This is a genomic window from Nonomuraea sp. NPDC059194 (genome assembly GCF_042754765.1).
GTDB lineage: Bacteria > Actinomycetota > Actinomycetes > Streptosporangiales > Streptosporangiaceae > Nonomuraea.
Genome location: NZ_JBHZBH010000002.1, coordinates 322157 through 335141, shown reverse-complemented (window position 1 = coordinate 335141; position 12985 = coordinate 322157). Strand labels below are relative to the sequence as shown.

At 71.2% G+C, this 12985-nt stretch carries 11 protein-coding genes; 2 read left to right on the top strand and 9 right to left on the bottom strand.

Features of this window, described 5'->3' with window-relative positions; genetic code table 11:
* Window positions 1–216: 216 nt before the first annotated feature.
* A complete protein-coding gene (locus ACFXJ8_RS04290; RefSeq protein ID WP_379642562.1) occupies window positions 217–2511 on the bottom strand; it encodes a glycoside hydrolase family 3 C-terminal domain-containing protein in 2295 nt (764 codons plus the stop codon).
* Between the two features lie 305 nt (window positions 2512–2816).
* Here ACFXJ8_RS04290 and ACFXJ8_RS04285 point away from each other — a divergent pair, with 305 nt between their 5' ends.
* Entirely contained in the window at window positions 2817–3389 is a 573-nt protein-coding gene (locus tag ACFXJ8_RS04285) for an RNA polymerase sigma factor (protein WP_379642348.1), read from the top strand.
* Complete coding sequence (locus tag ACFXJ8_RS04280) at window positions 3382–3672, top strand: hypothetical protein (protein WP_379642347.1); 291 nt, start codon at window positions 3382–3384, stop codon at window positions 3670–3672. Before ACFXJ8_RS04285 ends, ACFXJ8_RS04280 begins: the two co-directional genes overlap by 8 nt.
* 118 nt (window positions 3673–3790) lie before the next feature.
* Here the strand turns inward: ACFXJ8_RS04280 and lipA are convergent, their stop codons facing one another.
* The 8 genes from lipA to ACFXJ8_RS04240 all read right to left on the bottom strand — a co-directional run bounded on the left by lipA (window position 3791) and on the right by ACFXJ8_RS04240 (window position 12932).
* Window positions 3791–4720 (bottom strand): lipoyl synthase, encoded by a 930-nt coding sequence (gene lipA, locus ACFXJ8_RS04275; RefSeq protein ID WP_379642346.1) that lies wholly within the window; start codon window positions 4718–4720, stop codon window positions 3791–3793.
* A gap of 18 nt (window positions 4721–4738) precedes the next feature.
* On the bottom strand, window positions 4739–5665 hold the full coding sequence (locus ACFXJ8_RS04270) for a M48 family metallopeptidase (protein WP_379642345.1): 927 nt from the start codon (window positions 5663–5665) through the stop codon (window positions 4739–4741).
* 82 nt (window positions 5666–5747) lie between these two features.
* A complete protein-coding gene (gene lipB, locus ACFXJ8_RS04265; protein ID WP_379642344.1) occupies window positions 5748–6422 on the bottom strand; it encodes a lipoyl(octanoyl) transferase LipB in 675 nt (224 codons plus the stop codon).
* A 59-nt stretch (window positions 6423–6481) separates the two neighbouring features.
* Window positions 6482–7219: a Type 1 glutamine amidotransferase-like domain-containing protein gene (locus ACFXJ8_RS04260; protein WP_379642343.1), complete on the bottom strand. Its 738-nt coding sequence runs from the start codon at window positions 7217–7219 to the stop codon at window positions 6482–6484.
* Between the two features lie 37 nt (window positions 7220–7256).
* Window positions 7257–8150 (bottom strand): TIGR01777 family oxidoreductase, encoded by an 894-nt coding sequence (locus tag ACFXJ8_RS04255; protein WP_379642342.1) that lies wholly within the window; start codon window positions 8148–8150, stop codon window positions 7257–7259.
* Window positions 8151–8574: 424 nt separating this feature from the next.
* Window positions 8575–10038 (bottom strand): 2-oxo acid dehydrogenase subunit E2, encoded by a 1464-nt coding sequence (locus ACFXJ8_RS04250; RefSeq protein WP_379642341.1) that lies wholly within the window; start codon window positions 10036–10038, stop codon window positions 8575–8577.
* Between the two features lie 21 nt (window positions 10039–10059).
* Window positions 10060–11424: a dihydrolipoyl dehydrogenase gene (gene lpdA / locus ACFXJ8_RS04245; protein WP_379642340.1), complete on the bottom strand. Its 1365-nt coding sequence runs from the start codon at window positions 11422–11424 to the stop codon at window positions 10060–10062.
* 38 nt (window positions 11425–11462) lie between these two features.
* Window positions 11463–12932: a leucyl aminopeptidase gene (locus ACFXJ8_RS04240; RefSeq protein WP_379642339.1), complete on the bottom strand. Its 1470-nt coding sequence runs from the start codon at window positions 12930–12932 to the stop codon at window positions 11463–11465.
* Between the last annotated feature and the right edge of the window lie 53 nt (window positions 12933–12985).

The following is a 12985-nucleotide window of genomic DNA, read 5'->3' as shown; positions in this document are numbered from 1 at the left end:
CCTACGTTTCGAGCGGGGCCGGCCGTCGCGCAGGACCCGATACCGCCACCTGCAGCGGCTGCGCGTTCAGGCCCCCACCGACCGCAGGCCCGGCACCCCGCCGCCCGCCCCGGTCGACCCCGACCGGCCCACGGCCGACATCCGCATCGGCTACGCCCGCGGCTCCTCCCTCACCCAGGAACTCCAGTCCCCGTCAGTCGGAGGACTACGGCCGTGTCAGATTTTGACGGTCGCGCTCGCCCTGAGGTCGGCGACGCTGCGGCCCGCCTCGACCGTGTACTCGCCGGGCACGGTGCTCCAGCCGTCCTCCGTCCACACCTGGAAGGCCCGCTCGGGCAGGAACAGCGTGGTCAGCACCGTCTCGCCCGGCCCCGCCTCCACCACGTCGAACCCGGCCAGCCACCTGGCGGGCCGGTCGTCGGGCGTGGCCGCCGACAGGTACACCTGCACGACCTCCCGGCCGCGGCGCGTGCCCGTGTTGGTGACCGCGACCGTCACGGTCGAGCCCTCGGCCGCGATCGAGTCGTAGGACCAGGACGTGTAGCCGAGGCCGTGGCCGAACCAGAAGGCGGGCACCCGCCCCTGCTTCTCCCACGCCCGGTAACCGATGAAGACGCCCTCCTCGTAGGGGACCTGGCCCTCGACCGGCGTGACATTGACGACGGGGCTGTCGGCCAGCCGTACCGGCCAGGTGGTGGGCAGACGGCCACCGGGCTCGGCGTCGCCGTACAGGACGTCGGCCAGCGCCAGCCCCGCCTCCTGGCCGGGGAACCAGGTCAGCAGCACGGCCGCCACCTCGGACACCCACGGCATCTCGACCGGCGAGCCCGCGTTCACCACGACGATCGTGCGCGGGTTGGCGGCGGCGACGGCGGCGATGAGCTCGTCCTGACGGCCTGGCAGGCGCAGGTCCTCACGGTCGAAGCCCTCGCTCTCGACCTCCAGCGTCGTCGAGGCCACCACCACGGCCACCTCGCACGCGCGCGCCGCCTCCACGGCCTCGGCGATGAGCGCGTCCTCGCCGGGGGAGGGGTTGGCGTGGCCGAGGGTGTAGGCGACGAACGCCATGCCGCCGAAGGCGCCCGCGGGATGCGTCACCTCCAGCTCGTACGGCCGGCCCGCGACCAGCTCGGCGACGACGCGCTTCTCCGGCGGTGCCAGGAACGCGGCGCCCGGGTCGTCGCCCTCCAGCTCGATCGCCTCGTCGAACACGGTCGTGCCGTCCACCCGCACGGTGAACGGCCCCACGCCCGCCACGGACAGCTCGTGCTCGCCCGAGACGTCGGGGACATAGGTGGCGCGCAGCCGTACCGCGCTCAGCCGATCGGCGTCCACGTCGGGCGGCAGCTGGCCGACCCACCGCGCCTCCGTGGTGGCCAGCGGGTGCTCGGCGAGCACCTCGCCGTCGGCGTCCAGGAACTGCGCCGTCGTCGGTACGGCGAGCGGCGCCAGACGCACCCGGGGATCGGTGCCGAGCGCGTACCTGACCTCGCCCCTGGCCCCGAGCCCCTCCAGCGGGGAGACCGTGCGGTCGGGGAAGACCTGGGCGCTGCCGCCGCCCATGATCCGCGCCTCGGCGGCGGCCGAGCCGATGAGGGCCAGCGTCGGCGTCCCGGACAGGGGGAGCAGGTCGCCCTCGTTGCGCAGCAGCGTGAAGGAGCGTGCCGCGACCTCGCGGGCCAGCGCCATGCCGTCGATCGGCTCGTCCGCCGCGGGTTCTCCTGCGGAGGGGCGCAGCGCGCCCACGCGGGAGGCCAGGCGCAGGATGCGCCGCACCTTGTCGTCGACGACCGACTCGGGCACCCGCCCCTCGCGGACCGCCTCCTCCAGCTTGTCGCCCCACGGCCCGAACGGCCCCGGCATGGCCACGTCGGTGCCGCCGACCGCCGCCGCCTCGGTGGAGCGCACGGCCGTCCAGTCGGAGACGACCAACCCGTCGAAGCCCCACTCGTCCTTGAGCACGCCGTTCACCAGCGCGGAGTGCTCGGACATCGTGGTCCCGTTGACCGCGTTGTAGGCCGTCATCATGCCCCACGCGCCCGCCTCGACCACCCGCTCGAAGGGCGCCAGGTAAGCCTCCCTGAGCACCCGGTCGGTGACCTTGACGTCGACGGTGAAGCGGTCGGTCTCGAAGTCGTTGGCCACGAAGTGCTTCGGCGTGGTGGCCACGCCACCCTCCTGGACGCCCTCGACGTAGGCGGCTCCCAGCTCGCCTGTGAGGTAGGGGTCCTCGGACAGGCACTCGAAGTGCCGCCCGCCGAGAGGGGAGCGGTGCAGGTTGATCGTGGGCGCGAGCAGCACGTGCACGCCCTTGCGCCTGGCCTCCTGCGCGAGCAGGCGGCCCACCTGACGGATCAGGTCGACGTCCCACGTCGCGGCCAGCGCGGTCGGGCTCGGCAGCGCGATCGAGGGGTCGGCGGAGGTCCACTGCTCGCCGCGCACGCCGATGGGCCCGTCGCTCATGACGAGCCGGTCGAGGCCGATCTCGGGTACGGCGGGCAGCGACCACATGTCCGCGCCGGTGAGCAGGCGGATCTTGGTGGGCAGGTCCAGCTGGTTGATCAGTTCGTCGAAGTCCACGCAGCCAGTGTCACCAGAAAACCTACCGATAGATAGGTTTGTGACTATTACGTTACTTTTGCGGTTTCTGTGGCCCAGGGTGAATCCTTTGGCGATGCCGGCGCCTCTCATACATGTGCCGACAACAGCGTCGGAACAGGACCAGGAGGTTGTCATGATCATTGGTGCCATCGTCGTCGCCGCCGCCGTACTCGTCTGCACGTGCGTGGTCGTGCTGCGTCGGCGGGCTCGCTCCCGTGGCTGACCCCGCCTGGCCCGCCGAGCGGCTGATCGTCGCCGCTCAGGGCGGGGACGTCGAGTCGATCGCCGCGCTGGTGTCCGGATCGCACCCGCACGTACGGCGATTCGCCCATGCCCTGTGCGCCACGCCCGAGGACGCCGAGGACGCCGCACAGGAAGCGCTGATCATCCTCTACCGAAAGATCGGGATGCTGCGGGCCACGGGGGCGCTCGCGTCGTGGATGTTCCGCATCGTCCGCCATGAGTGCCTACGGCGGTCGCAGCTGATGCTGCGGCAGCGGGTCCCGGACACTGTCACGCCAGCTGAGCCCTCTGGGCCCTCGGCGGAGGAAGAGGTGTTGCAACGCCTGGAGGCCGAACGGGTGGCGACCGCCATCGCCGCCCTGCCCGCCGACCAGCGGCGCGTGCTCATCATGCGGGACGTCCAGGGCTACAGCGGCCGGATGGTCGCCGACGCGCTCGGCCTCAGCACCGCCGCGATGAAGTCGCGGTTGCATCGCGCCCGTGCAGCGGTTCACCGCACGCTGCAGGGCATACCCGACTCGGCCCGTGGAGGCGTCGATGACTGACGGTGGAAGTTTCGCGAGCACGTCGCTGCCCCGCCACCTGGCCCGCGGGGTGGTGGGATTCGGCGCGCTGATCGGCTCGGTCGCGCTCATACCGGTGGCCGGGGTCGTCAGCCTGCTGCTCGCGCCGGTCGGGCTGCTCGCCCTGCGCGGGTGTCCGACCTGCTGGACGATCGGGCTGATACAGACCATCTCGATGGGACGGTTGAAGCGCTCGTGCGTTGACGGCCGCTGCGAGCTGACCGTCGCACGCCCGGCTGGCTCCCACGGGGACCACGACAGCTAGCCCCCCGCCCCGGCACCCCCGCCGCCGTTCTCGCACGCCGTCTGAGAAAACCGGTCGCGCGGCGTCCGGCAAAACACGAGAAGGCCGCACATCGTGCGGCCTTCTCGTCGTTGGGGTGTCACGCGCTCTGGCGGGCCTCCATGGCCTGCTGGTAGAGCCGGCCCGCGCGGTACGACGAGCGCACCAGCGGCCCCGACATGACGCCGGCGAAGCCGATCGCCTCGGCCTCGGCCTGCAGCTCGACGAACTCCTCCGGCTTCACCCACCGGTCGACCGGGTGGTGGCGCGGCGTCGGGCGCAGGTACTGGGTGATCGTCAGCAGGTCGCAGCCCGCCTCGTGCAGGTCGCGCATCGCCTGGACCACCTCGGACCGCTCCTCGCCCATGCCCAGGATCAGGTTGGACTTGGTGACGAGCCCGGCCGCACGCGCCTTGGTGATCACCAGGAGGGAGCGCTCGTAGCGGAAGGCGGGACGGATCCGCTTGAAGATCCGCGGCACCGTCTCGATGTTGTGCGCGAACACCTCGGGCTTGCTGGAGAAGACCTCCTCCAACTGCTCCTGGTTGGCGTTGAAGTCGGGGACCAGCAGCTCGACGCCGCAACCCGGCAGCAGCGAGTGGATCTGCCTGGCGGTCTCCGCGTAGAGCCACGCGCCGCCGTCGGGCAGGTCGTCACGGGCGACACCGGTCACCGTGGCGTACTTCAGGCCCATCTGCTGGACGGACTCGGCGACCCTGCGCGGCTCGTCCTTGTCGTACTCCTTGGGCTTGCCCGTGTCGATCTGGCAGAAGTCGCAGCGGCGGGTGCACTGGTCGCCGCCGATGAGGAAGGTCGCCTCGCGGTCCTCCCAGCATTCGTAGATGTTGGGACAGCCCGCCTCTTCACAGACCGTGTGCAGGCCCTCACGGCGCACCAGCGATTTCAGCTCGGTGTACTCGGGACCGGTCTTGAGCTTGGTCTTGATCCACGGGGGCTTGCGCTCAATAGGGGTTTCGGCGTTTCGCACTTCCAGGCGGAGGAGCTTACGGCCTTCAGGAGCAACGGTCACCGTTAAAGCTTACGTCGCTCACGTTATGAGACCGAATCCGCGTGCGGCCCTGGCGTAGTGCCTGCTCAGCTCGGTGTCGATGACCGCGGAGTCGGCCGCGCCGAGCAGCGGCGAGCCCGGCGCGGAGGTGAGCACGCCGTCCTCGGCCAGCCTCGACCTCGTCAGCGCCGCCTGCCTGATCTCTTCCACGCTCTCGCCGCGCAGCACCGCCGCCTGCATCGGCGCGAGATAGCTGCGGTTGGCGATCAGCTCCTCCATCTCGGCAAGGTCGTCCTCGGTCACCGCCCGCAGCGCGAGCGCCCGCCGCCTCGCGGCCGCCCGGGGGTCGCCCGAGTGGGCCAGCCGCCGCAGCGCGTGCTCCACCACCAGCACCGGCCAGCCGAGGACCCTGCCGACGATCCGGCCAAGCAGACCTGCGGCGTTGTAGGAGCTGTTCGGGCTCCAGGCGCCCAGCGACATCGCCATCGTGACGTCGGCCTCCCTGCGGGCGCTCAGCGGCTCGGCGCCGAGCAGCGTGTGGCGCCACTCGCCGAGCGTCGACAGCGCCCCCTCGACGACCAGCCCGTCGAAGGACTCCGCGCCGGCGTAGGCGCCCGCCAGCAGCGTCACCCGTTGCCTCGGCGACAGCGTCAGCCACAGTGGCAGGCCCACGACCAGCACGGGGGTCCTGCGCACGCCGACCCGCACATAGGTCGCGGCCGTGGCCAGATCCATCACCGCCACCCGGACGGGCCTGGCCACTCCCGTCTCGTCGGCCACGCGCTCGGCCGCGCCGTACAGCATGGGCGCGGCGGCCCTGTCGAGCACCTCGGCCTCGGCGGGCAGGCGGCCCAGGCGCGGGCGCAGCAGCACCCCGATCGCCACCAGCAGCGCCCCGAGCAGCCAGGACAGGAAGAGGCTCGCACCGTTGACGACGATCACCACGCCGAGCACGACGAAACCCAAGGTCAGAGCATGAACAGCGAGGGAAAGGACGAGAGCGGCGCTCCTTCGCATGCCGCGATCCTAAGGGCCGCTCATCCCGATTTCACCGCAGTTTCGCCACCGCTTGGAGAAGGTCCTCCTCGTGCATGTCCTGCGGCTCGGCCTCCAGCGCCTCGGCCAGCCGCTTCTCCGCGTACGGCATGACCTCGTCGACCACGATGCGCCGCCCCGACTCCTGCGACAGCGACGTGACGCCCGCGTCGGTGATGCCGCACGGCACGATCCTGTTGAACCAGCTCGGGTCGTTGGCGCAGTTGAGCGCGAAGCCGTGCATGGTGACGCCGCCCACGATCCTGATGCCGACCGCGCCGAGAGCGCGTTCGGGGCCGCCCTCGTCGCGCACCCAGACGCCGCTGCGCCCCGCGACCCTGTGCACGCTCACGCCGAAGTCGGCGCAGATCTGGATCATCGCCTCTTCGAGCGCGTGCACATAGGCGCCGACGTCGCCCACCCGCATGATCGGGTAGCCGACGAGCTGACCCGGCCCGTGCCAGGTGATACGGCCGCCCCTGTCGACGTCGACGACCGGGGTGCCGTCGGCGGGCCGCTCGTGCGCCGCCGTACGCCTGCCCGCGGTGTAGACCGGCGCATGCTCCAGCAACAGCGCGGTGTCGCCGAGCGACCCCGCGACCCGGTGGGCGTGGACGCGTCGTTGGAGTTCCCAGGCCTGTTCGTACGGCACGTCCACACCAAGACGGACAATCGTCAGCTTCGCCACAGATAAAGGTTACTCACAAGAAACGACCACGGGACCGCAATGGCCCGGCCGTCGGCCGGTTATGCCGTGAGCAGGCGCGGCTCGATCCTGAACTCCTTCACCCCGCCCGCGCCGTCGTGCTCGATCCGGTAGGCGTAGCCCGCCGGGTCGACGGTGACCGCCTGGATGAACTCGGTGCCGACGTAGTGCAGGCCCACGCCCTCGTCGGCGGCGTAGCCGTCGGGCAGCTCGCCGCTGGCCACCGACTCGTGCAGCAGCTGCCTGCGCTGCGGGTCGGAGTTGTAGTGGACGCCGCACGAGTACGGCAGCAGCGCCAGGCCGTCGGCCCACGCCCGCAGCCGGGGGCCGAAGGAGTCGGTGTTGCCGCCGACGTGCCAGCACAGCGCTCCGGCGCTCTGCCCCGCCAGCACCACACCCGACCGCCACGCCTCCTCGAAGGCCTCGTCGAGGCCGTGCAGCCGCCACAGGGCCGCCAGGTTGGCCACGCTGCCACCACTGACGTAGATCATGTCCTGGTCGAGCATCCACGCCCTCGGGTCCTCGACGTTGGGCATCGGGAACACCGTCAGGTGGCTCACCTCGACGTCCCAACCGGCGAACGCGCCATACATCTTCAGCAGCCAGTCGGAGTCGTCACCTGTCGCGGTGGCGAGCAGGCCGAGCTTGGGCCGGTCCTGGCCGGTGAGATCAAGCGCGTAGCGCAGCAGCGGGCTGGCCTGAAGGAAGCTGTAGCGTTCGGTCGCTCTGAAGGATCCGCCGCCGATGGCGAGGATGTGGGACTGCCCTGTCCTGGTCATTGTGCTACCCCCCACGGTGAGTCGGACGAATGGCTCACTAGAGTACGGCCGCCAGCGCCTCGTCGAGGGTCGGATGCAGGAACCTGAAGCCGCTGTCAAGCAGTTTCGCCGGTACGGCACGCTGTCCGATCAGCAGCCCCTCGTCTGCGAAACCGCCGAGCCCGGTCCGCAGCGCGAACCCCGGCACGGCGATCGGCATCGTCGGTTTCTTCAGCGCTCTGCCCAGCGCCTTCGTGAACTCCTTGTTGGTCACGGGCTCGGGCGCGGCCACGTTCACCGGCCCCGCGATATCCCGATTTCTCAGGATATGGAGTACGGCACGCACCCAGTCGTCGAGCGAGATCCACGCCCACCACTGCCCGCCAGAACCGAGCGGCGCGCCCAGCCCCAGCTTGAAGATCGGCAGCATCTGCTTGAGCGCCCCGCCACGGGACGACAGCGTGATCGCGGTCCTGAGTCGGACGGTCCTGATGCCCGCCGACTCGGCCTGCGCCGCCTCCGCCTCCCACTGCTCGCACAGCTCCGCCAGGAAGCCCTCGCCGCGTGGGCCGCTCTCATCGGTCGCCCGGTCGCCCGTGTCGCCGTAGAAGCCCGCTCCAGAGGCCGACAGGAGCACGTGGGGCGGGCGCTCCAGCTTCTTCAGCGCCGTGACCAGCGTCCTGGTGCCCGCCACCCTGCTGTCGACGATCTCCCGCCGGTAGGCCTCGCTCCACCGGCGTTCGCCGAGCCCCGCGCCCGCCAGGTGCACCACCGCCTGCGCGCCGTCCAGCGCGGCCTGGTCGACGAGGCCCTTGTCGGGTTGCCAGAGCGCCTCGTCGCTGCTCGTGGGCGGGCGCCTTACCAGCCGGACGACCCGCTCACCCTCCTCGGTGAGCGCGCCGACCAGCGCCCTGCCGAGCAGCCCCGACGCCCCCGTCACGATGATCGCCATCCTCCCACCCTACGCGTCCCACCCCCGCCCACCAGGCTCCCCCGCCCGCCACCGCCACACCCGCTCGCGGCCCACCCCACACCCCCAGGCGGGCGGCGGGGACCGCTCGTGCGGGTTCGGCTCTACGTGGCGAGTGGTGTTGGCCGGATGACTTACCCCGGAGTGCGCGGGGCGCGGCGTCGGCCGGGGTGTCAGGCGGGGGCGGGCCAGGCGGTGACGGAGCGGGCAGGACGGGAGCCGCGTGGGGAGTCCGTGAAGGTGCGATGTGACGGCGGGTCGCGAAGTCCCGCTGGAGTGGCGTGGAGGACGGGCGGTCAGCGGTGACCACGGTGGGCTTGACCTGGCTTGCCGTACAGAAGAGAAAGAAATGCCGCGGGCGCCCGCGGAGAGAATCCGCGGGCGCCCGTCGACAAAACAGAGCTGGCTACGCCAGGCCCAGCTGGGCCTCGAAGCGGCCTTCTTCGAGGCGGCGCTTGATCGTGGTCAGGAAGCGCGCCGCGTCGGCGCCGTCGACCAGGCGGTGGTCGTAGGTCAGCGCCAGGTAGACCATCGACCTGACCGCGATGACCTCGCCCTCCGGCGTGTCGAGCACGACGGGACGCTTGACGACCGCGCCGGTGCCGAGCATGCCGACCTGCGGCTGGTTCAGGATCGGCGTGTCGAACAGCGCGCCGCGGCTGCCGGTGTTGGTCAGCGTGAACGTGCCGCCAGTGAGCTCGTCAGGGGTCACCTTGTTGTCGCGGGTGCGCTCGGCCACGTCGGTGATCTTCCTGGCCAGGCCGGCCAGGTTGAGGTCGCCGGCGTGGTGGACGACCGCCGCGAGCAGGCCACGCTCGGTGTCGACCGCGACGCCGAGGTTCTCGACGTCGAAGTAGGTCACCTCGTTGGTCTCGTTGTTGATCGTGGCGTTGAGCTTCGGGTGCTGCTTGAGCGCCTCGACCGCGGCCATCGCGAAGAACGGAGTGAAGGTCAGCTTGACGCCCTCGCGGCGGAAGAACTCGTCCTTCGCCTTCGCTCGCAGCTTGGCGATCTTGGTGACGTCGACCTCGACGACCGACGTGAGCTGCGCCGCGGTCTGCAGCGACTCGACCATGCGCTTGGCGATGGTCTGCCGCAGGCGCGACATCTTCTCGGTACGGCCCCGCAGCGTCGTGTCGACCTGGACCGCCTCGGGCGCGGCGGCCACCGGAGCCTGAGCGGCGGCGGCCGGAGCGGCAGGGGCGGCGGGCGCGGCCTGAGCAGGCGCGGCCTGGGCGGGCGCGGCTGCCTGAGCGGCGGGAGCGGGGGCGGCCTGCTCGCGCTGCGTCTTGGCGGCCTCGAGCACGTCCTGCTTGCGGATGCGGCCACCGACGCCGGTGCCGTTCAGCGAGTCGAGGTCGACCCCGTGCTCGTTGGCCAGCTTGCGCACCAGCGGCGTCACGTACGGGCTCTCGCCCGAGGGCAGCGGCGCGGCGGCGGGAGCCTGCGCGGGCGCCTGGGCCTGCACGGGAGCCGGAGCCGGAGCCGGTGCGGCAGGGGCAGGGGCCGCGGCGGCGGGCGCGGGCTGCGGGATGGAGGAGACCGGTGCGGGAGCGGGCTCAGGCTCGGGCTCAGGGGCGGGCGCGGGAGCCGCGGCAGCCTCGGGAGCGGGAGCGGCGGCGCCGGCCGTGCCGTTCTCGTCAATGACCGCAAGCTCGGCGCCGACCTCGACGGTCTCGTCCTCGGCGACGACAATCTTGGTGAGAACACCCGCCGAAGGCGACGGGATCTCGGTGTCAACCTTGTCGGTGGACACTTCGAGGAGCGGCTCGTCAGCCTCGACGCGCTCGCCCTCCTTCTTCAGCCAACGGGTTACCGTGCCCTCGGTCACGCTCTCGCCGAGCTGGGGCATCTGTACGGAGACCGGCATGGGTTTGTCTTCCTCGAGGTGTTAGTTGTGGACGTGCAGGGGCTTGCCGGCCAGCGCCAGCATGGCCTCGCCCATGGCTTCGGACTGGGTCGGGTGAGCGTGGATCAGCTGGGCGACCTCCGCGGGGAGCGCCTCCCAGTTGTAGATCAGCTGGCCCTCGGTGACGAGCTCGCCGATACGGCGGCCGACCATGTGGACGCCCACGACGGGGCCGTCCTTCTCGGCCAGCACCTTGACGGCCCCGGCGGTGCCGAGAATCTGGCTCTTGGGGTTGCCCGCCAGGTCGTAGACCTGCTCGACGATCTCGATGCCCCGCTCGGCCGCCTGCTTGGAGGTGATGCCCACCGAGGCGACCTCGGGGTCGGAGTAGGTGATGCGCGGCACGCCGTCGTAGTCGATCGGCGGCGGGTTGAGGCCCGCGATGTGCTCGGCCACCATGATGCCCTCGGCGAAACCGGCGTGCGCCAGCTGCAGGGTGTCGATCAGGTCGCCGATCGCGTAGACGCCGGGCAGGCTGGTCTGGCAGTGCTCGTCGACGACCACGGTGCCGCGCTCGATCGCGACGCCCTGCTCCTCGAAGCCGATGCCCGCGCTCACCGCGCCGCGGCCCACGGCCACCAGCAGCAGCTCCGCGTCGAGGGTCTTGCCGTTGGCCAGCGTGACGACCACGCCGGTGTCGGTGGTCTTGACGCTGTCGAAGAAGACGCCCAGCTCGTACTTGATGCCCCTGCGGCGGAAGGCGCGCTCCAGCAGCTTGGAGCTGGACTCCTCCTCCAGGGGAAGCAGGTGGGGCAGGGCCTCGACGATCGTGACCTCGGCGCCGAAGGAACGGTAGACGCTGGCCAGCTCCACGCCGATGACGCCGCCGCCGAGCACGATGACCGAGGAGGGAACGCGGTCCATCTTCAGCGTGTGCTCGCTGGTGATGACCCGCTCGCCGTCGATCTCCAGGCCGGGCAGCGACTTGGGCGCGCTGCCCGTGGCCAGGACGAGGTTGGCGCCCTCGTAGACCTCGTCGCCCACCTGGATCCGGTTGGGGCCGACGAGCCTGCCCTCGCCCTCGACGATCGTGACGCCCGCTGACTTGAGCAGGCCCTGCACACCCTTCCACGCCCGGGTGACGATCTTGTCCTTGAAGGCGTGGACGCCGGGCACGTCGATGCCGTCGAACCGGGCCTTGACGCCGTAGGCCTCGCTCTCGCGGGTCTCGTCGGCGATCTCGGCAGAGTGCAGCAGCGCCTTGGTGGGGATGCAGCCGCGGTGGAGGCAGGTGCCGCCGATCTTGTCCTTCTCGATCAGCGCGACCGTCTTGCCCAGCTCTGCCGCCCGCAGTGCGCAGGCATAGCCGCCGCTACCGCCACCTAGGACGACGATGTCGTAGGCCACAGGAAAGCTCCTTGTCGGATGGTGATGCCGTCATCTTTTCACTTGTTAAGGCCCGTTGCGGCCCTCTCGGCCAGTCCGATGAGGGTGCGGGTGATAGCGCCCGTGCCGCCCTTCGGCGTGTAGCCGTGCGGCTCGCCCTTGTTGAAGGCGGGCCCCGCCATGTCGATGTGGGCCCAGCGCCTGCCCTCGGGCACGAACTCCTTCAGGAAGATCCCCGCAGCGAGCATGCTGCCCCAGCGCTCGGGCTGGAGGTTGGCGATGTCGGCGATCGGCGAGTCGAGGCCCTTGCGCAGCTCCTCGGGCAGCGGCATGCCCCACGCGCCCTCGCCCGCCTCGTCGGCGACGGAGACGACCAGTTCGCGGATGGCGTCGTCGTTGGACATGACGCCCGCCGTACGCCAGCCGAGCGCGACGATCTGCGCGCCGGTCAGGGTGGCGACGTCGACGATGAGGTCGGGGTCGTCCTCGAGGGCGCGGGCGATGCCGTCCATGAGGACCAGGCGGCCCTCGGCGTCGGTGTCGAGCACCTCGACGGTCTTGCCGCTGTAGCTGGTCAGCACGTCGGACGGGCGGGTGGCGGTGCCGCTGGGCAGGTTCTCGGCCAGGCAGAGGTAGCCGACGGCGTTCACCTTGAGGCCGAGGCGGGCGATGCCGAGGAGGGCGCCGAACACCGCGCCCGCGCCGCCCATGTCGGACTTCATCCAGTCCATGGCGGCGGACGGCTTGAGCGACAGGCCGCCGGAGTCGAAGGTGATGCCCTTGCCGACGTAGGCCAGCGTCTGGGTCGCCTCGGGGTGGGAGTAGGCCAGGCGCACCAGGCGCGGCGGGTTGGCCGAGCCCTGGCCGACGCCGACGATGCCGCCGTAGCCGCCGTCCTTGAGCTGCTTCTCGTCGAGGACCTCGACGCTCAGGCCCACCTTGGCGCCCTCCTGCTCGGCGATCTCGGCGAACTTGGCGGGCCACAGGTCCATCGGCGGGGTGTTGACCAGGTCGCGCACCATCGCGACGGCGTCGGCCAGGATCGAGACGCGCTCGGCCGAGCCCTCGGCGGAGGTCAGCACGACCAGCTCACCGACGGGGGCCTTCTGCTCGCCGTTGGTGCGGTACCTGGCGTAGCTGTAGGCGCCGAGCAGGCCGCCGAGCGCGATCGCCTCGGCCTCCCGCTCGGAGGCGGCGGGCAGCGTGAGGGCGGCGCGTGCCGTACCGGCGAGGGAGCGGACGGCCGTGCCCGCGGCGCGGCGCAGCGACTCGGGGTCGGCGGACTCACCGAGCCCGACGGCGACCAGGAGCGGCGCGGTGATGGCGCCGAACGTCGGGATCTTGGCGATCTCGCCGGGCTTTCCCGCGAAGCCGAGGGCGTTCAGCGAGGCGCCCAGCTTGCCGTCGAAGGCGGCGTCGAGGCCCTTCGCGGTGGGGCGCGGGCCCTCGGAACCTGACAGGAAACCGACGACCAGAGCGTCGGTGTCGAACGAGACGGGATCTGCTGAGTTCAGCCGCACAGTGGTCACGTAGACCGATGCTATCCACGGTTGGCGGCTTATTCATAAACAGGGGTTCATCC